This is a genomic window from Arthrobacter sp. TJ-263 (assembly GCF_058269155.1).
Genome location: NZ_JBZCNE010000002.1, coordinates 594,312 through 616,743, shown reverse-complemented (window position 1 = coordinate 616,743; position 22,432 = coordinate 594,312). Strand labels below are relative to the sequence as shown.

Below are 22,432 nucleotides of genomic sequence, written 5' to 3'. Positions count from 1 at the left end.
TTCTCCCCTGTCGGAGGGCCGATGCACACAGGAGGTCCCCATGATCGTCGCCGATCTGCTGGCGGCGGATGCGCTTCAGCTGCGCCTCCACACGCCGTCGTCCGTCGAGCGGCTGGGCTGGGACATCAGCTGGTGTGCCCCGGCGGAGACCATCGATCCGACGCCGTTCCTCAGCGACAACGTCGTCCTGCTGACCAACGGGATCGGGCTGAACATCGAGGACCAGCGCACCTGGACCGCCTACGTGGAGCGGCTCGTCCGGGTGCGGGTGGCGGCCATCGCCTTCGGGACGGGGACGGCGCACCGGCTCATCCCGCCGGGGCTCGTGCGGGCGGCCACGGCGCTCGACGTGCCGCTGCTGGAGATCCCGCAGTCCGTTCCTTTCCTGCAGGTCCACCGCCACGTGACGAACGTCCTCGAGGTGGAACGCTTCACAGCCGTCAACCGGTCCTGGGAGCTGGCGCAGGAATGCGCGCAGCTCGCCGCGTCCGGCTCCCACCTGCAGGCCGTGCTCGACGCCGCGGCGCTGGCGGCCGTGGGTCAGCTCGCCATCGTCGACGCAGCAGGCGTGGTCATCGCGCGCTCGCCGTCGGCCTCGGTCTGGACCCCGGCGGATCTCACGGACCGGCCGGGCACCGGGCAGGGCAGCATCCCGCTGCCCATGGGCAGCGGCGACTCGTTCCAGCTGGTCGTGCGGGAGGCGACGTCGGAGCACCCCGTGGCGACGCTGCTCGCACCGGCGGCGTCGATCATCGCCGTGCAGCTGCAGACCGCGCTCCACACCACCACGCACAAGGAACGCGAACTCGAGACGCTGCTGGACCAGGTGCCCGACTGGGCCGGGGTCGCCCTGGAGGAGTTCACCGGGACGTTCCGGTCCACCGGCCTGGACGTCCACGAGCCCACGCTCGTGCTGGCTTCGACCGCGGGGCGCCGCAACCTCTCCAACGCCTGGCGTATCCGCCTCCTGCTGCAGTCCCGGTTCGACGACGTGCGGGTGCAGGTCAGGTCGGGCATCCTCTACGCCTTCGCCCAGAGGCCGCTGGACGGTGCGGACGCGGAGGATGCCGCCACCGGACTGCTCGCGGCATGTGTGCGGGAGCTGCCCGGCCAGCCCCTCGTGCTCAAGGGGGCCTGCCATACGATCGACGAGCTACGCCTGGGGATCCATCAGGCGGGGACGATGGTCGGGGAGGTCCGCGCGCCCGTCCGCGCTCCGGATCTCGGCATCCGCTCGCTGATCGCCTCCGCGGCGTCGTCCGGTGCCCGCGCCGGTGCCCACAAGCTCCTGGCGCCGGTCATCGAGTACGACGCCGCGCACTCGGTGGACCTGCTCGGCACGCTGGAGGCGTTCCTCGAGCACGACGCGCAACCGGGACGCACCGCGGGCAAGCTGTTCATCCACCGCAACACGCTGGCCCAGCGCCTCGGGAAGCTCGAGGGTCTGCTCCACCTGTCGCTGACATCGCTCGAGGGCCAGGCCACCTGCCTCCTGGCACTGCAGATCCTGCGCTCGGGGACCCTGCCGGCGTCCAGTGCAGCGGCGTACGTGATCGACCGCCGCTAGCAGCGGCCGATCACCGCCGACACCCCGGGACGACGGCGGCCGTCACGACCCGGGACGACGACGGCCCCGCCCGCCACCCGGAGGCAGCGGACGGGGCCGCGGGTCGATCCGGACCTAGGAGGTCCGGATGTCCTTCGTGCCGTAGTCGAACCGGAACGTCACCGTGGTGTCGGAGATCAGGTGCAGCTCGTGGTTGGCACCGTCGCGCGTGCCGAACCGGCCGTAGTTCTCCTCCCATGATCCGTTGACGAGGATCTTGAACTGGTAGGTCCCGGCGGGCAGCTGGAGCGTGTGCAGCCAGAGGTTCTCCGTCGGCTCCCAGGCGAACTGCAGCTCGCGGAGGTCCGTGCTCCAGTGGCCGGCGTCGCCGAACAGCGGGGCGAAGTCGCCGGACAGGGCCACGGACTGCGGCTGGTCCTGCCATGCGAGGTCGGCGGTCGAACCGGCGGTCTCGTCGGTGGGCGACGCTGCGAGCGCCTCGGCGGCGGCAGCCACGAGCTCGGGCGGGGCCTCCTCGGCCACGGCGTCGGGCGAGACCTCGAGGGTCGGGGGGACGTCGGGCGGCGTCGGATCCTCGATCGGGGACGCCTGCGCCTGCTCACCCAGCTGCTCGGGCGCCTGGGGAGCGTGGACGACGGCCTCGACCTGCTCCGGCACGGGAGCGCCACTGATCATCGCGTTGACGAACTGCTCCGGATCGGCGAAGGCCGCGACGGCGCGGACGCCCTCGTCGGTGGCGGTCCAGCCGCTGCGGCCCTTGACGAGCCAGCCGGCCTTCACGAGCTTCGACGTCGCCGTCGTCAGCGCCTTGAACCCGCGGGGGACACCGCCGGCGAGGAGCTCCGCTTCCTTGTCATCGAACGGTACTTCCGCGACGGCCTTGGCCATCAGCTCGCTGGGCGCGACGACGGAGCCGGACGCCTGGTGGTCGGCTAGCAGGGCGAGGGTGGTGCGCAGACGGGCATTGGTGCGGTTGCGGGGGGCGATGACGATCTCCTTCGTGGTGTTCCTGCAGCTGACTGCCGGTCATCGTGACCGGTCGCCCGCGCTCATGGCGGGTGGGATCCGGGCGGGATTCTTACAAGAGGCAGGGTACGTGGTTCGGGGTCCGATGACGACAGCACCCTGATTTTATCGTCAGGACGGCGCTTCTCTGTGCAGGCAGGCGCCGTCATCTTCCCCCATCCGACCGACCGGTGCGCTCGAGACATTCGACCCGGTCCGGTCCCCAGAGTAGGAGAAGCAGTCGGCGGCGACGGACCGTGCAACTACCCGTTTCTCTTCCCTGACTACCTATTGAAGGCCGACGGCGAGCGGAAGCGCAGGTGCTATCGTGCGCAGAATGGCGTCCCTCGCAGCTTCGAAGCGCACGTCCACTGCGAGGACGACGGCGCGCCTCGTGCTCGGCGCGGTCCTCCTGGTCGCCGGCACGGCCCACCTGACGGTGGCCCGGACCGAGTTCGCCGCGCAGGTCCCGGCCTGGCTGCCGCTCGACACGGACTTCGTGGTCGTCGCATCGGGCGTCGTCGAACTCGTGCTCGGCGCCGCCCTGGTGGCCGCCGGCCGGTACCGGGTGATCGTCGGCTGGGTGGTTGCCGCCTTCTTCGTCGCAATCTTCCCCGGCAACATCGCCTAGTACGTCGACGGCGTCAGCGCTTTCGGGCTCGATACCGACGGCGCCCGCCTCACCCGCCTGTTCTTCCAGCCCGTGCTCGTGGTGTGGGCGCTGTGGTCCACCGGCGCGTGGCGCGACAGGCGGACCCTGTTCGGTGCTGGGCACCGCATGGAGAATTGAAGCCCGGGCGTCCATTCGGATTCGCACGACACACATCGGTGTTCCTCAGTATGCTTCGAAAATCAGGCGATAGCTCCGCTGCTGCCCACCCGCACCTCGAGGAGACACCATGAAGACCCTCCGCCCCCTGCAATCCGTCGAGAAACTCGAGAACGCCACCGCGCTCGATCCCCTCGTCACCACGATGCGCGACGTCGTGCAGGCCGTGATCAAGCCCGGCGCGCTCCGTGACATCCTCCACGGTGTGCCGATCGGCCACCCGCTGCACCCGCTGATGATCCTCGTGCCGACGGGCACCTGGTTCTCCGCGGCCATCCTCGATGCGATCCCCGGCTCGAACAAGGCATCGGCGATCCTGATCGGCACCGGAGTGGTCACAGCCGGCCCCACGGCCCTGGCCGGCTGGACCGACTGGTCCGAAGGCCACGAACAGCAGCAGCGCGTGGGCATCGTGCACGCCGCGGCGAACCTCGCCGCCGTCGGACTGTACACGCTGTCCCTCGTCCAGCGCCTGCGCGGGAAGTCCGGCAAGGTGCTCTCCTACACAGGCCTCGCCGTCGTCTCCGCCGGTGGATTCCTCGGTGGGCATATGTCCTACCGGCAGTCGCTCGGCGCCAACCACACCGAGGACGTTCCGCACCGCGTGGAGCCCGGCTGGCATGCGATCGGCGCGCTCACCGACCTCCCCGAGGGCAAGCTCGAGCGGAAGATGCTCGGCGAGGTTCCGCTCGTCGTCTTCCGCCAGGGCAACGACGTCTCCGTCCTCTCCGCCACGTGCAGCCACCTCGCCGGGCCGCTCAACGAAGGCACAGTGACGTACGACGACGGCGCCTGCGTCGTCTGCCCCTGGCACAACAGCACGTTCTCGCTGAAGAACGGCGAGGTCAGGCAGGGCCCTGCGACATCACCTCAGCCGTCGTTCAGGACCCGCGTGGTGGCAGGCCTGGTCGAGGTCTCGCTCCCGCACGCCGGCTGACGCAGTTCGAGGACGATACAGTCCGACCACGGGGATGCCCGGCACCGAGGTGCTGGGCATCCCCGTCAGCGCGAGCGCTCCAGGCCGGGCGTTCAGCTCCGCCTGGCCGTGACCAGCAGGTACTCCCAGTCCATCGACAGACCGCCTGCCCCGGAACCGAACCGGTCCGCGAGCGCAATCAGCTCTGCGTCGAGGGCGGCAGTGCGGTCGGGCGACCCGGCCAGTGACTTGTACACGCCGATCGTCGGCCCGTAGTTCGTCTTGAAGTAGTCCAGGAGATCTCGCGACGACTCGAAGTGATCCACCCGGAGCTTGCGCCGTTCGGCCTGCAGATCCGTCACCCGGTCACCGAACAGGGACGCCACGTGCTCCTCCCGCCCCCACAGCGGAGGAGGCTGCGCCCCGGGAGGCGGCGGTGGGGCGTACGGCTTCATGGTCGCGAACATCTGGCCGATGAAGCCCTCGGGCGTCCAGTTGATCAGTCCGATGGTTCCGCCCGGCGCGCACACCCGGAGCAGCTCGTCGGCGGTCTCCCGGTGGTGGGGCGCGAACATCACCCCGACACAGGACACGACGACATCGAACGCGCCAGTGTCGTAGGGGAGGTGCTCGGCGTCGGCGACGTCCCAGTCGAGGGTAACGCCGCGGTCCCGGGCGAGCTGCTGACCGATGTCGAGGAGCTCGGGCGTGAGGTCCGACGCCGTGACGGTCGCACCCCGCTCCGCTGCCGGGATAGCGGCATTGCCGGTACCGGCGGCGATGTCGAGGACCCTGTGCCCGGCGGTGATGCCCGTGGCCTCGACCAGCACGGGCCCGAGGGCCGGGATGATCTGGGCCGCAACGGCGGCGTAGTTGCCCTGCGCCCACAGGGCGCGGTGGCGCGCCTTCAGCTCCTTGTCGGCGTCGGGGTTGGTTCGTACTTCGGTCATGATGATGCCCTTCCCTGTGTGATGGCGGCGTTTCCGCCGCGTGCCGTTCCTGACCGCATCAGTGTCACGGCGCGGCGTGTGATGGACCGTGTGACGGGTCTCAGAGCTGGTGACGGCGGACCAGATGCTCGGTCAGCGCCGGGTTGTCGATGCCTTGCGCCAGGACGCGGATTGTGGCGGCAGCGCCGTCGTCGCCGAGGAGCGCCCGGCTGGAATAGGAGCGGACCGTCAGTTCCCGGTGCCCGTAGCGGCTGGAGCGCTCACCGAGTTCCTGCGCGAACCGCAGTGCCCGGGGCGGGTTGTCGGACATCGCGGCCGTCGTCGCGAGGTCGAGGTTCCGGCCCCGGAACCACCGGTACCAGGGGTGGGGCTGCACCCCGCGGTCGATCCACGTGCTCGCCCCCGCGACGTCGCCGCGGGCCAGCAGCACGGAGGCCTTGGCATGCGCGGCAGCATCCATGAAGCAGCGGTCACCGAAGGATCCGGCGAGCGCCGTCGCGTGGTCGGCCAGGTCCTCCGCCGCGCGGTCCTCGCCCCGCGCGAGGTACGCCTCGCTGCGCAGTGCCTCGACGAAGGGGGAGAAGGCGGTCCAGTGGTCCCGTGTGACGAGGGCCAGGGCGGTGTCCAGTTCGACGGCGGCCCGGCGGGCCCGGCCGGTCAGGAGATGAACCCGCCCGAGCATCGTCGTCGCGAAGGCTTCCTGCCGGACAGCGGCCAGGCCGACGCTGAGGCGGACCGATTCGGTGAGGACGACGACGGCGCCGCGGTAGTCGGCCGTGTCGGTCGCGAGCATCCCCATCACGCCGAGCGCCTTGGCCCGCTGATCGGGAAGGGCCCGCGCGGCCGCGACCGCCTTCGCCAGCCACCGCGCTCCGCTGGCAGGGAACCCGCGCTGCACGGCGAGGAAGCCCAGCTCCCGGTACGCGGCGGACCGGACCGCGGGGTCGCCGTTCCGGGAGAGGGACAGCACGCGGTGCAGCAGGTCCGCGACCTCCGTACCGCGCCCGCCCGCGCCGTGCGTGAGCGCTTCCGCGAGGGCGAGGAGGGACTCCGCCTGGAGGGCGCGGTCGCCCATGCGTTGTGCCAGGCCGGTGGCGACGCGCAGGTGCGAGAGCGCCGTCCCGGGGGCTCCCGCGGACAGGCACGCCTTCGCCGCCTCCAGGTAGGAGGCGACGGTGAGGGCGGTCGCGGGCAGGGTGCTCGCGGGCACGACCGGGGCGGCGAGGGCGCGCTGCACCTCCGCGGGCAGGCCCTCGCCCAGTTCCTCGGCGAAGACGTCCCGGCAGCGGTCGGCGCACCGGCGGGCCTCGGGCTCATCGCCCGACTCCATGAGCGAGCGGACGAGCAGGGCGTGGAAGTCGGCGTTGAGGGGATCGAGCTGGACGGCGCGTGTGGCAAGGACGATGGCGCCCTCGGTGTCGCCGTTCGCCAGCGCCGACAGACCGCCGTCGTAGACCGCGGTCTCGACCGCGTGCCGGAAACGGTGCCGCTCCATGGTCAGCCAGCCGTCGAAGGCGGGACAGTCCCTGAAGTCGTAACCCTCGAGCAGTTCTGCGCTGAGGACGGATCCGGGGGTGGGCGCCAGCCTCCCCAGGACGTCGACCCGCGAGGACGGGATCCGCAACACGATCGGGTCGCCGCCGACTGAAGCCCTCGGGCCCATGACCCTCCGCAGGTCGGACAGCTGCCAGCGGAGGGCTCCGAGGGGATCGTCCGCGTCAGGGAACAGCAGCGCGGCCAGCTGGCTCCGCGGGGTGGGCGTGTCGTGCAGCAGGAGGTAGGCGAGCAGTCCCCACGCCTTCCGGCCACGGGGCTGTGGACCCTCGCCGTCGGATCGGGTCATGGAGGGCGGCCCGAGGAGCTGGATGTCGATCCCGGCCATGGGCCCACTGTAAATCCGGAGGCCGACCGACGGAACGGCCAAAGGTGCCGAACCGGCAGGAACAGCGGGAGCAGCCGGAGCCGCAGGACGAGCCGCGGACTACCGCGCCTGCGCCACCGGGTACAAGTCCGTCGCCTCGAGCATGACCGAGTCGATCCTGGCCGCCAGTGCACCGTCCGTCTCCGACGCCGCCTTCGCCTCGGTCCACCTCGGGTCGGAACCGAACGCAGCCCAGTTGGCCTTCGGATCGCCGTCGTGTTCGAGGAGATAGACGAGGACGTCGTCGGTCCCGACCGGCGTCCAGTAGCCGAGGCTCTTCATGTTGTGCTCGATGAGGAGGTCGATGGTCGAGGAGCGGAAGCGCTCCACGAGGGCGTCCATCTTGCCGGGGTTCGCGGTGTACGTGCGCAGTTCGTAGGTCATGAGGCCCAGCTTAGGCCCGACCGCCAGTTCGTCAGCCGAAGAGCTCGGGACGCCGGCACGTCAGGTAGGTGTTGAGCTCCCGGGCCCGGCGCACCTCCGCGTGGTCCACGCCCGCGAAGAGCAGTTCCTCGCTGCCCCCTGCGAGCCCGAGGAACGTCCCGTAGGGGCTCGCGATGCAACTCAACCCCGTGAAGCCGGGCGCCGTGTGGTTCGCGTACGCGATGTACACGCCGTTCTCGAGGGCCCGCGCGGGCACCAGCAGCGTCGAGATGCGCTCGGCGTTGTAGGTGTGCACCGGCGGTCGGTTCCCGACATCTCCTGTTGTCGGCACCGCGGTGGGGACGAGCAGCAGGTCGGCGCCGCGCTGGGTCGCACTGCGCACGAATTCCGGGAACTCGACGTCGTAGCAGATGCCGAGTGCCACGCCCATGCCGAGCAGCGGGACCACCTCGGGAAGCTCGTCGCCGGGGGCGAAGACGGCCTGCTCCTCGGCCCCGAACAGGTGCGCCTTCCGGTAACGGGTCAGTTCCGCGCCCTGGCGGTCGAAGAGGGAAGCGGTGATATGCCGCGCATCAGGGGTGGCCTCGACGGAGGATCCGACCAGCGCGATCCTGTACCGCCGCGCCATGCAGGCGAGCGCGTCCCGGACGGACTGCCCGTCGGACTCCGCGACGAGCGCGGGAGCGTACCCGGTGGCGAAGAGTTCAGGGGTCACGAGGACCTCCGCGCCCTGGGCTGCCGCGCGGGCGGCATACCCGTCGAGGCGGCGCAGGTTCTCCTCCACGGCGTCGACCGTCCCAGCGGCCTGGAGCACAGCGAGAGCGGGCACCGCTACTCCTTCCGCGAGGTCGGCCGTGCGGGCGATTCCCGCGCAGATCACGACGGCCGATCCATTGACAGCCCTCATGATAGGCACAACGATGTATCCGAACCGAATGAGATTCGATTATTGGAGAGACGCACCATGGATTCAGCTGACCCCACGACGGCGAGCGATCTGCAGGCAAGGCTCGGCGAGATCGCCGCCCACGAGCACGGCGACGCCTCACGCGCCGCCCTCTCGGGCCGGGACCTCGTCCTGTACACCCTTGTGACCCTCGGGATCACCCTCGCCGGATTCCTGGTGCTGGCGCTGTGAGCACGGGAAGCACCAAGCGCACGAGCACCAAGAACGACGCCGGGAACGGCGGCTCCCTCGGCTCGCTGCCACTGCTCCGCAGTGAGCGCATCTGGAACGGCGCCGACTTCACCGGCGTCAACATCAGCCTCGCCATCGCCACGTGGGCGTTCCTCGTCGGCGGCTCGACGGCGCTGCTCGTCGGCTTCCAGCAGGGCGTCGCCGCCATGATCATCGGCAACGCGATCGGCCTCGGCTTCATGATCCTGGCCAGCGTCGTCGCCAGCCAGCGCTACGGCGTGGAGCAGTACACCATCCTCCGGCCGGTCTTCGGGCTCGTGGGCGTGGGGATCCTCGTCTTCACCGTCATCCTGATCACGGAGATGGGCTGGTCCTCGCTGCTGGCCATCATGGTGGGCCGGGCCGTCACCCAGGTCTCCAACTCCACGTTCAGCACCGACTTCGGGCCCGAGAGCCTCATGGTCACGGTCTTCGCCCTCGTCGCGATCGCCGTGTCGTGGTGGATCCTCTCCCGCGGGCCTGTGACCATCGGCCGCTTCAACAAGTTCATCGCGCCGGGCCTGATCGTCGTGACCGTCTTCCTCATGGTCTTCCTCGTCCTCAACACCTCGTGGGACACGCTGTTCAGCGCCGCACCGCTCGCCCCGTTCGAGGACGAGCGGCTCAACTTCGCCCTCGCCGTCGAGTTCAACGTGGGCGTCGGCGTGTCCTGGTACCCGGTCATGGGCTCCCTCGCCCGGCTGACCAAGACCCCGAAGGCCGCCCTCTGGCCGTCCTACCTCGGGCTGTTCGGCGCCACCCTGATCGCGCAGGTCGTCGGCATGGCCGCCGCCCTGACCCTCGGCGATTCCGATCCGACCGTCTGGATGCTGCCGTTCGGCGGCCCGGTCCTCGGTGCGTTCATCCTGCTGTTCATCGCCTTCGCGAACATCACCAGCACGTCCTCGATCGTCTACTCCACGGTGCTCGCGATCCGGCAGGCCAGCGGCAATCTGCTCTCCGGGGTCCGGTGGGCGTGGCTGTGCGCGGCGTTCTTCGTCCTGCCGGCCGTCCTCGCGTTCTTCCCGGGGTTCATGTACGAGCGCTTCATCGTGTTCGTGACCCTCAGCGGTGCCTTCCTGGCGCCGATGTGCGGGGCGATCATCGCCGACTACTTCCTGCTCCGCCGCCAGCGCGTCGTCCTCGAGGACCTCTACCGCCACCGGAAGGAGAGCGCCTACCACTTCCACGGAGGCGTCAACTGGGCCGGCATGGCCGCCGTCGTCGTCGGAGCCGCCTTCTACCTCGTGATCTACAACCCGGTCACCCTCACCGCCCTGCCCGTCTTCGGCTACATCACGGCGTCCTTCCCCGCGGCGATCGTCGGCGGCGTCGTCTACTACGTGCTCGCCCGCATCCTCTACGTCCGCCGCGGCGTCGGCGGCTACGCGACCGCTCCCGAGAACGTCGAGGGTCGCGCGTGAGCCGCACCTCCCGCGCCGCCGTCCACCGCCGCGGTTCACAGGACCTCGACCTGACCACCGTCACCGTCGCCGATCCCGCGCCGGGCACCGTCCTCGTCCGCATGGGCGCGTCGGGGGTGTGCGGATCGGACCGCCACGTGCTCGACGGCGACTGGACGCTGCCCTCGCCCACGGTGATGGGCCACGAGGGCGCCGGTACCGTCGAGGCGATCGGTGACGGCGTCACCGACGTCGCGGTGGGCGACCACGTGATCCTCTCCTGGTTCTACCCCTGCCGGCGCTGCACCGCTTGCCTGTCCGGCAAGTCCTACGTGTGCACGGGTAGCCGGTCCGAGGAGTGCCTCCTGCCCGACGGCAGCAGCCCGCTCACCCTCGACGGCGAGCGCGTGTTCCCGTACCTGACCGTCGGGTCCATGAGCGAGTACGCCGTCGTCCCCGAGGCCGGCGCCATCCGCATCCCCGACGAGGTCCCGTTCGACGTCGCCAGCCTCATCGGCTGCTCCGTCGCGACAGGCTTCGGGGCCGTGGTGAACGACGCCGGCGTAGAGGCGGGCACGTCCGCCGTCGTCATCGGGACCGGTGGTGTGGGGCTCTCGATCATCATGGCGCTGCGGCTCGTCGGCGCGAACCCGATCATCGCCGTCGATCTCAGCGAGGACAAGCTCGCGGCCGCGCGGGAGTTCGGCGCCACCCACACGCTCGTGCCGTCGGACGGGCTCGCCGAGGAGATCGCGGCGATCACCGGGGGAGGCGCCGCGTACGCGTTCGAGGCGATCGGGCGGGTCCAGACCATCGAGTCCCTTCCCTCGCTCATCGCCCCCGGGGGCAAGGCCGTCATCGTGGGCCTCCCGCCGGAGGACAGCCCGGTGTCCATCGACGCGCTGATGCTCGCGGAGAGCGGGAAGTCGCTGATCGGCTCCAACTACGGTTCGACCGTGCCGGGGCGGGACTTCCCGCGCCTCGCCGCGCTGTACCTCGCGGGGCGGTTGCCCGTGGACCGGCTCATCTCGCACCGGATTAGTCTGGACGAGGTCAACGAGGCCTTCGACGCGATGCGCCGGGGCGAGCGGGCACGCAGCGTGATCGTGTTCTGAGAACGACGACGGCGGGAACCTCGCCGGGACCGGGACAGTGGAGGGCGGCTCAGCCGCCGGTACAAGGGGGAGCATGGGGCGGCCACGCCAGGCGATTCTGTCGCCGGAGAAGATCTATCGGGCAGCACTGGAGCTGGTGGACGAGTTCGGTGACTTCACGCTGCCGGGGCTGGCGAAGAAGCTGTCCGTCAGTCCGTCCTCCATCTACCACCACGTCCAGGGACGCCCGGAGATCATCAACGGGATCCGCTCGGCCATCGGCTCCGACGCCCTGGCGGCCGGGGACTTCTTCACGGCCGGCCCGGACTGGCGGGACCGGGCGGCGGCGTGGGCGAGGAGCTACCGCAGCGCCCTCGGTCAGCACGCGAAGGCCATCCCGTTGCTCGTGGGCGAGGCCGTGACGGACACCGCCACGCTCGGCATCTACGAGCACCTTGCCACGGTGTTCGTGCAGCAGGGCTTCGCGCCGAACGACGTCGTGGTGGCCGTGACCGTCCTCGACAGCTTCATGCTCGGGTCAGCGTTGGACATGGCGTCGCCGGAGCTGTCGTGGCTCGCCGACGCCGAGGGCCAGCCCGCGCTGCACGGTGCCTTCGCTGGCGCGTCCCTGGACGGGAAGCGCTCGGAGCTTGGCTTCGAGGCGGGTGTGGCAGCGATCATCGCATACCTCGAGACGTTGCTGCCGATGCGCTCCTGACATGCCGAGGGTGTCCATGAACGCGCCGAGCAGGTGGACCCGGTCGGTGATTCCGTACTCGGGAGCGAAGAAGCCCGCCGAGAACCAGCCCTCGCCCTTCGAGTTGCCGGTGTGATACCAGGGGTGCACCTGGTGTCGTCGGACAGCGCGGTCTCGTGGTCCAGCATGCTGGCATAGGGTGGCGGACCGATCTGTCCCAGCTTCCCCACCCGCTCCTCCACTGGTTCGCATCGTTCCAGTGTCTGACAAGCCACTTTGAGCGAATCGTCCAGATGGACATTTTCATGCTGACACATGTTCCGGCGCCGCGGCCTGAAGGTGCATAGTAGTGCTACCAAAGACTCGAGGAGTCAGGGGTGGTGTGGTTTCGATGGACGAGGATTTGCGCCAGCGGGCTGTCTCAGCAGTGCTTGATGGGGGCATGACTCAAGTTGCAGTGTGTAAACAACATCGGGTCAGCAAGCACCACTTGGGAATGTGGGTTCGGGAAGAGCGGTATCGCCGCTCAACGTTGGCAAGTGTGCCGGATCGGACTCAAGAATCGCCCGAAGAGCGGCTCCATCGCCTAGCCCGCGAGTGGGGGGAAGCCGAACTGTACCCAGAGCAAATACAAACCGGTCTTAGAGCGGCAGAGTGGACGCGCAAATTTTTCTACTACTTCTTGTGCTTGCCGATTTGGCTGCTTGCCGGTCTCGTTTTCATATTCTTGATCTTCGTATTCTATATTGTCTTTGAACAATTTTGGATGTCTGTATCCCCTGAAAACTTCTTACTTCTCATGGTGGTTATTGCGCTTTGTAGCATTTTCGCGCTTGTTACATGGGCGCTGACTCAGTACTTTGCGAATCTGTTTTTCAAATCACTAGCACCTTTTGCTTATGCGGTCACCCAGATTCAATTCGCTATGAGGCAGTTGCTCGAAAGTGGCGTGGATCTGTTCAAAAATCCGCAGAGCCGCGATGAATGGGTTTCTCGGAGGCGGATTACTAAGCACATTGGCCGGGCGGCTCATATTCTGGATGTGACTCGCAGGCGTGGGCGGACAACTGGCTCACGGCTCAGCCGCAGGAACGAGCGGGACGCGCGAAGAAAAGTGGCGGAGTATCTCGCTAAAGCGGAGGAACTGCTCTGGGATGGAGGTCGTTCTGGTCGGCTTCAAGCCATAGAAATTCTGGAGGTTGCTGCTTATGAAACAGTCTTGCGGAAGTGGTCTTTAGAGAAATTCAAAGGCGTTGAGGCTGGTCCGCCAAGCTCTTTATGGCAACGGCGATTCGCGCCCTTCTTGAAAGGTATTCTGCCTCTGAGTGTGGCCATCGCGCCGTTGGCTTGGCAAGTCTTCGGTCCGGAGTATCAGACTCCCGGTTACTTCATTCGAGAGTTCTTGGAGAGTCGAAATTTGCTCGGGTAGCAAATCTACGAGCATCTCGCCGCGGTATTCGTGGAGCAGGGCTTCGCGGCGAATGACGTCGTGGTGGCCGTGACGGTGCTCGACAGCTTCATGCTCGGGTCGCGCTGGACATGGCGTCACCGGAACTGTCGTGGCTCGCCGACGCCGAGGGCCAGCCTGCCCTGCACGGTGCCTTCGCCGGGGCGTCACTGGACGGGAAGCGCTCGGACCTCGGCTTCGAGGCGGGCGTGGCCGCGATCATCGCGTACCTCGAGACGCTGCTCCCGGATCCGGACAAGCAACCGGCGGGCGACCCCGACAGGCCGCCCGCCGATCGCGGAGCAGGGTCCCCGGAGGGACGGCTCACCCCTTCGACGCCGTGAAGTAGGCGTTGAACGGGTCGGAGGCGATCGCCTTCGCCTCGATGTCCGAGAAACCCGCCTCGCCGAGCATCGTCTGCGCGAGCTGCGTCCCCCACACGGTGCCGAGGCCGGCGCCGTCGAGCCCGAGCGAGACGCTCATGCAGTGGACGGTCGAGAGGGCGTACAGGAACGACGCCCACGGCAGTTCGATGTTGTCCTCCACATTGCTCGAGGCCTTGATGTCCGCCATGAGCAGGCTGCCGCCGCTGCGCAGCGCGGTGAACATGGCGCGCAGCACACCCGCGGGGTCGGCCTGGTCGTGGATCGCATCGAAGACCGTGATCGCATCGAAGGCATCGGTCTCGTCCAGCCGGGCGACGTCCTGGAGGACGAAGCGGGCGTTGTCCAGGCCCAGGCTCGCGGCTTCCGCCCGGGCCGCGGTGATGGCCTCCTCGGAGAAGTCGTAGCCGGTGAACGTGCTCGCGGGGAACGCCTTGGCCATCAGGTTGACGGCGTGGCCGCTGCCGCAGCCGATGTCCGCCACCCGGATGCCCGCCTGCAGTCGCCCGGGAAGATCGGGGATCAGCGGAAGGATGGTGTCGATGAGCGCGGCGTCGTTCACCCCGGCGCTCTCCTCGGCCATGATCGCGTGGAAGCGCGGGTAGTCGGTGTAGGAGAGGCCACCGCCGTTCCGGAAGCAGTCCACGATCCGCTGCTCCATCTCGCCCATCATGCTGACGTACTGCATGATGCGCGCGAGATTGTCCGGCCCGGCGGCCGTGGTGAGCAGGGCGGAGTGCGTCGGGGGCAGGGCGAAGGTCCTGTCGGCCGGCTCGTAGGTGAGGACTCCGGCCGATGCCATGCCGCCGAGCCACTCCCGGACGTAGCGTTCGTTGAGGCCGGCCGTCCGTGCGATCTCTGCGCTCGTGGCGGCGGGCAGCGCGGCGAGGGCGTCGAACAGGCCCGTCTGGTGTCCGATGCTCATAAGGACGGCGATGCTGCCGCCGTTGAGCAGGCCGATGCACCGCTCACCGAACGCCTCGACGGCCGCGAGGTCGGCGTCGGCCGTTCCGAGTTCCGTACTGACTGTCATGGTGTGCTCCCTGGGTTCGTGCGGGCTTGTCCCGCTGCATCGAGCCTAGGAATCAGGGCCCCTGCGCTGCTTCGGGGAAACCCTGCATTTCGGCTGGCCGGGCTGGTGCGAATCATGCACGACGGCGTCGCACGGGTCGCCGGGGATCAGCCGCCAGGGGCGACGCCGTTCTCGCGTGCCCAGGCCGCCGCGGCGGTGCGGGAGGTGACGTCGATCTTCCCGAAGATGTTCGCGAGGTGCCGTCCCACCGTCTTCTCGCTGATGAACAGCTGCCGCGCCGCCTCCCGGTTCGACGCGCCGGAGGTGATCGCGGCGAGCACCTCGAGTTCCCGTGCTGTCAGCCCGCCCGGTGCGCTGCGCGCAACCACGGGCCGCAGCTCGACGGCAGCGCCGAGCTCTTCGAAGATGGTCCGCGCGGCCGCGCTGTTCCAGGCCGCGGCCTGCGGCTGGCCCAGCGCCTCGTACGCCAGGGCTTCCCAGCAGTGGATGACGGCGCTCGGGTAGCGGGCCCGGGCGTCCTCGAAGAAGCGGCGGGCGCCCTGCAGCGACGCGAGCGCCTCGGCGGGGTGGGAGTTTGCGAGCAGCAGGACGCCCCGTGCCTTCTGCGCCCACGCCCGGAAGCCGGCGCTGCCGTAGTGCTCGGCCGTGTGCTCGAGCTCGCTGCACAGCTCCTCCGCCTCCTGTCCGAGCCCGAGCCGCAGCGCCGCCTCGACGGCCGTGCCCAGCAGTCGCGCCCGGGCGAGCCGGTCCCGCCCCTGCAGCGCGGCGAGGAGCCCGGCGTAGGCGGCCTCGTCGTCGCCGGCTGCCCCGTCCAGCAGCCCGAGCCCCGGCTGGGGTTCGATGCCGCAGGTCCTCGCCAGCGCGAACGCGGCCCGCGCGCCCTCCGGGTCGCCGCGCATCCGCCGGATCTCCCCGAGCTGGTAGTAGCCCTCGCCGGCGGCCCAGGTGTTCTTGTCCACGAGGTCGGCGCTGGCGCGCTCGATCTGCGGTTCGACGTCGTGCCAGCCGCCCTCGATGCTCAGCAGTTCCAGGCGGTGCACCCGGCAGACCCCGGTGTACATGACCTCGCTGCCGAAGCGGGCGCACCACCGCTCGGTGGCCGCGGTCCAGGACCGCATGCGGCGGTAGTCGGCGAGTTCGTGGCACACGTGGATCACCGTGCAGTAGATGTCGCCCACCCACTCCAGGGCTATCCGGTTGGCGAGCACCGGCAGCATCGCCTCATCGAGTTCGGCGAAACCCCGCGCCGTCTCGCCGCTGCGCACGTCGGCGAGTCCGGAGAGGACGAGCCCGAGGGACATCAGGGCGGGGTCGGCGAAGTGCTCGCTCATCTTGCGGAGCCGCGAGGCGTACGACGACGGCGGGGAGGTGCCGGAGAAGTCCAGCTCCAGGACGGCCTCCAGATACAGGAGATACCCGTGGGCGGGGCTTTCGGGCAGATCCCGGAGGATGCGCCGGGCACGGCTGATCCACCCGGAGCCGACGGCGAGGTCTCCCCGGTTCACCCAGAGGAGTCCGAGCTCGAGCGCCTTCATCGCGGCCCGCTCCATGGACTGGCTCTCGCAGTGCTGCTGGAAGACCCGCTCCGAGACCTCGCAGTTCTCCCTCACGTTGCCGCTCCACCACGCAGCGCTGCCGAGCAGTTCGAGGTCGTCGACGTCCAGGGGAGTGGAGGCGTCGGCCGCGCTCAGGGCGTCGAACGCGGCACGCCATTCGCCCCGGGCGTGTTCCGCCCGCCCGGTGCTCAGGAGTTCGGTCAGCTCCTCGGTGTCCATCAGGAAATCAACGGTAGTCCTGCCGGCCCCGCTGCACCACGGCCGGACGGCCGGGGCTTTCGCCCCGGCCGTCCGGCTCGCGCATCAGCCGTCCGCCGCGTGCCTCGCGCGTCAGGCGCCGCGCCGCCCAGCGGCCGTCACGGCGTCGTCGACGGTGGCGCGTGGGCTGACGACGTCGACGCCGGCCTCCTGGGGATTCTTCGAGAACCGTAGATACCAGACGAGCATGAGCGCCGATGCCACGCCGTAGAACGCGTGGAGCATCCAGATGGGCCCCGGCGGCAGGCTGAACACGTACACCGAGTGGACGAGGTTGGCGACGTTGCTGAGCGCCATGTGCCCCAGGCTGTAGGACTCCATGTTGCGGGTGCGCACGGCCTTGAGCAGCATCGGCAGCGTCGACAGGGCGAACAGCACGGTCGAGATGGTTCCGGCGATCACGGGAAGGTTCATGCGGACGAGGCTATGGAGCCGGGTGCCCTCTTCGCGTCGGGCGAATCCTGTATCTACGGCGGGGCTGGTCCTGCACACTGCTGCACCATCGGCGGCTGTCATGATGGATCCTCCCGCCCACGGGGTGTCCGCTCGGTGGGGCGGCGTCTCGGGCCAGCACGGTGTCGCGCAGATAGGCCACGAACTCGTCGGGCTGTTCGAACAGCGCGAGGTGGCCGGAATTCGGGAGTTCGGTGGAGTCCTTGAGCGGGGCTTCGAGCAGCTCGAACCATTCGGCGAACGGCTCGGCACGGCTGCGGGTCTCGTGGGCGCCCTGCACGAAGTAGGCGGGGACGTCGAGTGTAGTGGCCGAGGTTCGGAGGTCGGTGTCCTGGAAGTCGGGGTAGAGGACCGAGAAGGTGTCCATGAACGCCGCGAGCAGGTGGACCTGGTCGGTGAGCGTGTACTCGGGGACGAGGAAGTCCTCCAGCGATTCTCCTTCGCCCTCCGAACCGCCGGTGTGGTCGTAGGGATACACCTGGTGCTCGTGGGACAACGCGGTCTCGTGGTCCCGCATGCTCGCATAGGGCGGCGGACCGATCCGTTCCAGCTCCTCCACCAGCTCCGTATCGCCGTTCTGTGCGGCCCAGGCGAGCGTGTCCCTGTAGAAGATGGTGTCCGTTTCCAGCGGACTGACCATCTGCCCGGTGCCGATGAACGCGTGGTAGAGCTCCGGCTCCTGCTGGACGGAGAGGATGCCGTGGATGGTGCCGGCGGACTGGCCCATCAGGTAGATCCGCTCCTGGCCGAAGCGCTCCCGCAGGACATTCGTCACGGTGATCGTGTCCTCGATATAGCTGTCCAGCGTGAGGGTGGCCGCCGGATCCAGTTCAGGGTACGAGGTGCCGGTTCCCCGCTGGTCGAGGGTGGCGACGACGAAGTATTCCTCCAACTCCTGCAGATGGTTGCGCATTGCACCCAGCTCGGATCCGCCCGGGCCACCCGCGAGGAAGAGCAGGACGGGCTTCCCGATGTCGACGCCCCGCAGCATGAGGCCGAGGTCCTTGCCTCCGGTCTCCACCGTGGTGAGTTCGGCGATGCTGCCGGTCACGGGTTCGCCGTCGGCGGCCCGGATGGGGGCTGTGCCGGCCGGGCGGGCGATGAGCACCGCGAGCGCGATGAGCGCGACTGCCGTGAGGGCCGCAACAGCACGGCGAACGACGACGCCGGCACCCGCCCGGTGGGTGTCGGGGGAGCGCGTGAGTCGTCGCGCCGCTCCGGCGCCGATCGCCGCGCCCAGGATCATCGCGGGCAGGGCGAGCAGGGCATGGAAGCCGCGCCCGACGAGGAACGCGAGGATGCCGTAGGCGCTGGTGGAGATCTCGTCCACGGTGGGCCCGTCCGTGCCGACGCGCGTGACTTCGAAGACGACGACGACCACCACGGGCGTGGCCAGCATGGCCCACCGCGATCGGAGGATGAATCCTGTGGCCATGCCGACCAGCAGGCAGAGGAGCATCGTGTCGAGCGACTCCGTAGTGGTGAGGGGACCGCGGGGAGTCCGCCGGCCCTGTAGGAGACCGCAGCCGGCGGTGACCGCCAACGCAACGGCAGCGCCTACCCGCCGGTCGGCCCAGATGGGTTCCATCAGTTTGCGCACGCGCATAGAGAGGGTGGGGTCCGCGTCGAGGTGGGTGGCCATCTGGTGTCGTCTGCCTTCCGGACGTGGCGGGCCGGGATCATCGTCCAGCATCACGGGTCGGTTCCCGCCCTGATAGGGCCGAAGGTCCGCGGGGTGGCGCGGGAGAGCTATCTGGTGGGTCTCCGTCCGGGACTAATGGCCCTGTGTCTCGTGGTCGCGGACACAACAATGGAGAAGGAGCCGATTCGTCGCCCGCGGTGCGGGTGGACCGGAAGCCAAGGCGACCATGCTGACGATCACGAAGGACAAGTCACCCGCTCCCGATCAGCGTGAAGGCCGGAAGCGAACGGGCCTTGCCCGGAAGATCGTGGGCGGCTTCTTCCTGTTCACGGGAGGAGTGCACCTCGGGATTGTCGTGGCCGATCCGCAGTTGTATGCGACCTTCGCGCAGGAGCCGTTCATCCCACTCGTCGAGGAGGCCTGGGACAGCATCTTCATGGCCGCTCCGGCGCGCTGGGGCCTCGCACTTTCGGCGGGCGAGGCGACTCTGGGCGTCCTGCTGCTGTGCGGCGGTCAGTCGGCCAAGCTCGGCTGGGCAGGCGTCATCGCCTTCCATCTGGGGCTCATGCTGTTCGGCTGGGGATTCTGGCTGTGGAGCGTCCCGGCGCTCGCCTTCCTGATCTAGGCAGCCCGGGCGGACTGGCGGTCCTTGGGGTCGTGACGGGCGAGCTGCCGGCTTCGCTCGAGCCGTGAAATCCTGCTGCAGTCCTGAGCTGTTCCTTCGGCGTGAGGTGCCGAAGCTCTCCTAGGCTGATTCGGCGGACATATGGGGGAGAGATCGTGGAAGCAGGGCAGGGCGCGGCCGAGCAGGCGCAGCGAATAGGTAACCGGGTTTCCCGGCTGGAGGCTGAGCTCGGGCGGCTGGAGGCCGACCTCGCGCAGGCGCGGAAGGCCCAGCAGGCATGGCTCGCCGGAGCCGAGGGTGAAGCGCGGGTCGGCCGGCAACTGCGCCGGCTGGAGCTTCACGGCTGGAAGATGCTGCACGATGTGCACTGGCCTGGCCGATCGAGAGCGAACCTCGACCACATCGCCGTCGGACCGGGAGGCGTTTTGGTCATCGATGCCAAGAACTGGTCGGGCGACGTGCGCTTGCGCGACGGCGAGCTGTACCAGAACAGCTACACGCGCAAGCATGAGACGGCGTCGGCGCTCGATCAGAGTGCTGCAGTGGCAGCCTTACTCGAGCCGCAGCATCGAAGCATGTCCCAGGGCTGGATTTGTCTGGTGGGACAACCCGAGCTGGTCGGATCGACCAGCTCCGGCGCGACCGTCGTCGGCATCGACCGCCTGGTTGATGCGGTGCTGGCGCTCCCGCCGGTCCTCGAGCAGCCGTTCGTCAACGCCATTCACGAGTACCTGAAAGGGTTGTTGGCCGGGCCGACGAGTCCAGCGGTGGTGACAACTGCTTCGCTTGATCGATCCACAGTTGAGTCACCGCTGCTCGCTGCTCGGCGAGCTGCAGATACGCGTCCTGTATCCGCAGGTCGCCCTGTGAAGACCCCTCGAATTCGCGCTGTGAGGCCGACGAGTCGACGCCGCCGCAAGAGAGAAGCCGGCTGTCTCGGTGCCATGTGGCGCCTGGTGCTGTTGGCCCTCGTGCTCTGGATCGGGGCAGGAGCGCTCCAGCAGTTCGCTGAATCCCTGTCGACGCCGCCCTCGCAGCCGTCACCAGGTGTCGTGCAGCCCGAGGTGCCCGGATAGCTCACCGGATCTTATGAGGGACATTGCCTCCGTCCTAACGACCGCAGGCTACGGCAGTCCTTCGCTTCATGCCGAGGCGGTAGGCGCGCGATTAACAGGAAACCACTACTCAAAGAAGTCCTCATCAACTTCCACGACGGTGTATGTCTTGGCCACTTGTACGCCGACCGAATGACGGATCATCAGATCGGTGAGCTGTTTTCCGTCGATCAAAATGATGCGTGTGGGAATAGCGCGGGCGTAGTCGAGGGCCTGAGCCGTGAATCGGCTAGTCGTTATGAAAACTCCTCGAGTCGCGCCACGCCCGGCGAGTGCCCCCACGAAGGACTGGATTGCTTCTCGTCCAACTGTTGATTCGGCAGCGTACCGTTTCGCTTGGATGTAGATCTGATCCAGACCGAGTGCGTCTTGATCGATGACTCCGTCGACACCACCGTCGCCAGTACCACCAATGCGGCGGCCCCGATTTTCGGCGCCACCGTAACCCATCGCGAGAAGCAGCTTTACAACCGCTTCCTCGAAAAAATCAGGGTGACGTTCCTGGAGTCGCTTCAGCAGATCTGTGGCAACGTCGGCCCGCAGTAGCTCGAGGCCGCTCTCGATTTGCTCGGTAGGATCGAGCTCTGAGTCCTCATCCACCTGCCTTTGAACAGTGTTGCTTACTGCAGCGTTTTGACGCCGCGGCTCGTACTCGTTGTAAGCAGGTATGGCTCGGAGGGTGTCTTTCGTAATGCTTCCAGTATTGGCGGCGAGTAGCTCGCGGCCAACATCAGTAATGATGAAGCGTCCACGTTCTGGTTTCGCGACCGCTGTCGCTCGGGTCAGATCGGACATGGCCCAGCCAATCCGGTTCTCAGCGCTTGGCTGTCCGGAGGCGAGGAGGATCGCGCGCTGGTCCTCGGGGATGGCTCCTTCATCGAGCACATCGGCAATGAGTTCACGCCTGGTCCTCGTTCTACCATCCGACAGAACGCTCAATACCGGCCGCATGAATTCGTGCCACTTTGGCATCGATTCGATCACCATGGGTTCTAGGTCAGACATAGTCGGTCGCCTTGCTCGTTGTGGAAGCCGTAACTGGCAGGATGCCAGCGAATCATTTCTGAATCGACCCTAGTAGGTTCCCCGAAGATCCGAAGACGATAGCTCGTCAGCGAACTGCAGCAGATCGGTACTCAAGCGGCGGGCACGATCAGCAATCTCATCAGAGACATCGATACGGCTCCTCGACGGTGACAGGTTGCTTGCCACGGCTAGGGCTGCCGAAGGCTCCCGTTGGATGTCGATGTCGAACACGACATGGTCCGGGTGGTGCCAGGTGGAGAAAACCTCCACGGGCCGCCCGTCTTGGTCGAAGCTCGTGCCCTCCAGCAGGAGCACGGGCGACGACGCCTCCAGCTCCAGCAGCCGCAGCAGGTCCGTATCACCGGGAACCGCCCGGATCTGCCGCTTCCCGGAGGCGATCTGCACGCCGAACTTCTCGCCGAGCACGGCATGGAGGGACGCGTCATGGAGGTCCTCCGCGGTCAGCGTGGCGAACGCCGGTACCGGGAGCCACGTGTGGATGACGGCGATCGGGACGCCGTCGGCCGTACGCAGCCGTTCGAGCGCGAGCACCTGCTCGGTCCCGAGGACAGCGGTCGACGCATCGGCGTCTTGAACCGTCAGCGAGAGCACCTCGGTGCCGACGCTCGCCCCGGTGCTCCCCAGCTGCGCCGACAGCCCGGAGGTCCGGTGCACCAGCCGGTGGTGCTCGCGCCGCGGAGCCACCGTGCTCCCGCGCCCGCGTCCACGCTCGATCAGCCCTTCATCGGCCAACGCGCCGAGGGCCTGCCGAACCACGGACCGGGAGACGCCGTACCGCACCTGCAGCTGCGCCTCACTGGGGAGCGAGGTGCCCGGCGGCAGGGAGTGGTTCATGATCTGCGCTCGCAGGTGCCCGCGGACCTGGAGATGCAGTGGTTCGCCGCTGTCGGCGTCGAGCGGGCGTCCCGGGGCGTCAGGCGTCTTCATTCC

21 protein-coding genes and 1 pseudogene are annotated in these 22,432 nt (G+C 68.3%); 11 read left to right on the top strand and 11 right to left on the bottom strand.

The window, feature by feature from the left end:
• The first annotated feature begins 40 nt into the window (after nt 1–40).
• Entirely contained in the window at nt 41–1,567 is a 1,527-nt protein-coding gene (locus AC4D2F_RS13365; protein ID WP_490910975.1) for a PucR family transcriptional regulator, read from the top strand.
• A gap of 114 nt (nt 1,568–1,681) precedes the next feature.
• Here the strand turns inward: AC4D2F_RS13365 and AC4D2F_RS13360 are convergent, their stop codons facing one another.
• The gene (locus tag AC4D2F_RS13360) at nt 1,682–2,455 is read right to left on the bottom strand and encodes a pullulanase X25 domain-containing protein (protein ID WP_104168638.1); all 774 of its coding nucleotides are present in this window, start codon (nt 2,453–2,455) and stop codon (nt 1,682–1,684) included.
• Nucleotides 2,456–2,909: 454 nt separating this feature from the next.
• Between AC4D2F_RS13360 and AC4D2F_RS13355 the strand changes: the two are divergent.
• Both AC4D2F_RS13355 and AC4D2F_RS13350 read left to right on the top strand, forming a co-directional pair.
• Nucleotides 2,910–3,362: pseudogene (locus AC4D2F_RS13355) on the top strand (DoxX family protein).
• Between the two features lie 109 nt (nt 3,363–3,471).
• Nucleotides 3,472–4,338 carry a Rieske (2Fe-2S) protein gene (locus AC4D2F_RS13350; protein ID WP_490910974.1) on the top strand — a complete coding sequence of 289 codons (867 nt, stop codon included), beginning with the start codon at nt 3,472–3,474 and terminating at the stop codon, nt 4,336–4,338.
• A gap of 92 nt (nt 4,339–4,430) precedes the next feature.
• Here the strand turns inward: AC4D2F_RS13350 and AC4D2F_RS13345 are convergent, their stop codons facing one another.
• From AC4D2F_RS13345 to AC4D2F_RS13330, 4 genes are all read right to left on the bottom strand, one after another.
• On the bottom strand, nt 4,431–5,267 hold the full coding sequence (locus AC4D2F_RS13345) for a class I SAM-dependent methyltransferase (RefSeq protein ID WP_490910973.1): 837 nt from the start codon (nt 5,265–5,267) through the stop codon (nt 4,431–4,433).
• 100 nt (nt 5,268–5,367) lie between these two features.
• The gene (locus AC4D2F_RS13340) at nt 5,368–7,149 is read right to left on the bottom strand and encodes an AfsR/SARP family transcriptional regulator (protein WP_490910972.1); all 1,782 of its coding nucleotides are present in this window, start codon (nt 7,147–7,149) and stop codon (nt 5,368–5,370) included.
• Nucleotides 7,150–7,248: 99 nt separating this feature from the next.
• Complete coding sequence (locus tag AC4D2F_RS13335) at nt 7,249–7,572, bottom strand: NIPSNAP family protein (RefSeq protein WP_490910971.1); 324 nt, start codon at nt 7,570–7,572, stop codon at nt 7,249–7,251.
• Nucleotides 7,573–7,603: 31 nt separating this feature from the next.
• On the bottom strand, nt 7,604–8,401 hold the full coding sequence (locus tag AC4D2F_RS13330; RefSeq protein ID WP_490910970.1) for a nitrilase-related carbon-nitrogen hydrolase: 798 nt from the start codon (nt 8,399–8,401) through the stop codon (nt 7,604–7,606).
• Nucleotides 8,402–8,536: 135 nt separating this feature from the next.
• On the opposite strand from AC4D2F_RS13330, the gene AC4D2F_RS13325 reads away from it, so the two are divergent.
• From AC4D2F_RS13325 to AC4D2F_RS13300, 6 genes are all read left to right on the top strand, one after another.
• Nucleotides 8,537–8,710 carry a hypothetical protein gene (locus AC4D2F_RS13325; protein ID WP_181033701.1) on the top strand — a complete coding sequence of 58 codons (174 nt, stop codon included), beginning with the start codon at nt 8,537–8,539 and terminating at the stop codon, nt 8,708–8,710.
• Nucleotides 8,707–10,173: a purine-cytosine permease family protein gene (locus tag AC4D2F_RS13320; RefSeq protein ID WP_490910969.1), complete on the top strand. Its 1,467-nt coding sequence runs from the start codon at nt 8,707–8,709 to the stop codon at nt 10,171–10,173. The genes AC4D2F_RS13325 and AC4D2F_RS13320 overlap by 4 nt, the downstream gene beginning before the upstream one ends.
• Nucleotides 10,170–11,267, top strand: coding sequence for an alcohol dehydrogenase catalytic domain-containing protein (locus tag AC4D2F_RS13315; protein ID WP_490910968.1), 1,098 nt, complete (start codon nt 10,170–10,172; stop codon nt 11,265–11,267). Before AC4D2F_RS13320 ends, AC4D2F_RS13315 begins: the two co-directional genes overlap by 4 nt.
• A gap of 73 nt (nt 11,268–11,340) precedes the next feature.
• Nucleotides 11,341–11,964 carry a TetR/AcrR family transcriptional regulator C-terminal domain-containing protein gene (locus AC4D2F_RS13310; protein ID WP_490910967.1) on the top strand — a complete coding sequence of 208 codons (624 nt, stop codon included), beginning with the start codon at nt 11,341–11,343 and terminating at the stop codon, nt 11,962–11,964.
• A gap of 370 nt (nt 11,965–12,334) precedes the next feature.
• A complete protein-coding gene (locus AC4D2F_RS13305; RefSeq protein ID WP_490910966.1) occupies nt 12,335–13,372 on the top strand; it encodes a transposase in 1,038 nt (345 codons plus the stop codon).
• A 110-nt stretch (nt 13,373–13,482) separates the two neighbouring features.
• Nucleotides 13,483–13,734, top strand: a complete 252-nt coding sequence (locus AC4D2F_RS13300; RefSeq protein WP_490910965.1) for a hypothetical protein — start codon at nt 13,483–13,485, stop codon at nt 13,732–13,734.
• Here the strand turns inward: AC4D2F_RS13300 and AC4D2F_RS13295 are convergent.
• The 4 genes from AC4D2F_RS13295 to AC4D2F_RS13280 form a co-directional block, all read right to left on the bottom strand.
• Nucleotides 13,715–14,806: a class I SAM-dependent methyltransferase gene (locus AC4D2F_RS13295; RefSeq protein ID WP_490910964.1), complete on the bottom strand. Its 1,092-nt coding sequence runs from the start codon at nt 14,804–14,806 to the stop codon at nt 13,715–13,717. The two genes, AC4D2F_RS13300 and AC4D2F_RS13295, sit on opposite strands and share 20 nt — an antisense overlap.
• A gap of 146 nt (nt 14,807–14,952) precedes the next feature.
• Nucleotides 14,953–16,581 (bottom strand): LuxR C-terminal-related transcriptional regulator, encoded by a 1,629-nt coding sequence (locus AC4D2F_RS13290; RefSeq protein WP_490910963.1) that lies wholly within the window; start codon nt 16,579–16,581, stop codon nt 14,953–14,955.
• A gap of 111 nt (nt 16,582–16,692) precedes the next feature.
• Nucleotides 16,693–17,034, bottom strand: a complete 342-nt coding sequence (locus tag AC4D2F_RS13285; RefSeq protein ID WP_490910962.1) for a hypothetical protein — start codon at nt 17,032–17,034, stop codon at nt 16,693–16,695.
• Nucleotides 17,035–17,044: 10 nt separating this feature from the next.
• Nucleotides 17,045–18,715 (bottom strand): alpha/beta fold hydrolase, encoded by a 1,671-nt coding sequence (locus AC4D2F_RS13280; RefSeq protein WP_490910961.1) that lies wholly within the window; start codon nt 18,713–18,715, stop codon nt 17,045–17,047.
• Between the two features lie 226 nt (nt 18,716–18,941).
• Here AC4D2F_RS13280 and AC4D2F_RS13275 point away from each other — a divergent pair, with 226 nt between their 5' ends.
• Nucleotides 18,942–19,340, top strand: a complete 399-nt coding sequence (locus AC4D2F_RS13275; protein ID WP_490910960.1) for a hypothetical protein — start codon at nt 18,942–18,944, stop codon at nt 19,338–19,340.
• Between the two features lie 155 nt (nt 19,341–19,495).
• Nucleotides 19,496–20,416, top strand: coding sequence for a nuclease-related domain-containing protein (locus AC4D2F_RS13270; RefSeq protein WP_490910959.1), 921 nt, complete (start codon nt 19,496–19,498; stop codon nt 20,414–20,416).
• Nucleotides 20,417–20,521: 105 nt separating this feature from the next.
• Here the strand turns inward: AC4D2F_RS13270 and AC4D2F_RS13265 are convergent, their stop codons facing one another.
• Together AC4D2F_RS13265 and AC4D2F_RS13260 are read right to left on the bottom strand one after the other, a co-directional pair.
• Nucleotides 20,522–21,460: a restriction endonuclease gene (locus AC4D2F_RS13265; RefSeq protein WP_490910958.1), complete on the bottom strand. Its 939-nt coding sequence runs from the start codon at nt 21,458–21,460 to the stop codon at nt 20,522–20,524.
• A gap of 69 nt (nt 21,461–21,529) precedes the next feature.
• Nucleotides 21,530–22,429 (bottom strand): GntR family transcriptional regulator, encoded by a 900-nt coding sequence (locus tag AC4D2F_RS13260; protein WP_490910957.1) that lies wholly within the window; start codon nt 22,427–22,429, stop codon nt 21,530–21,532.
• Nucleotides 22,430–22,432 lie beyond the last annotated feature (3 nt).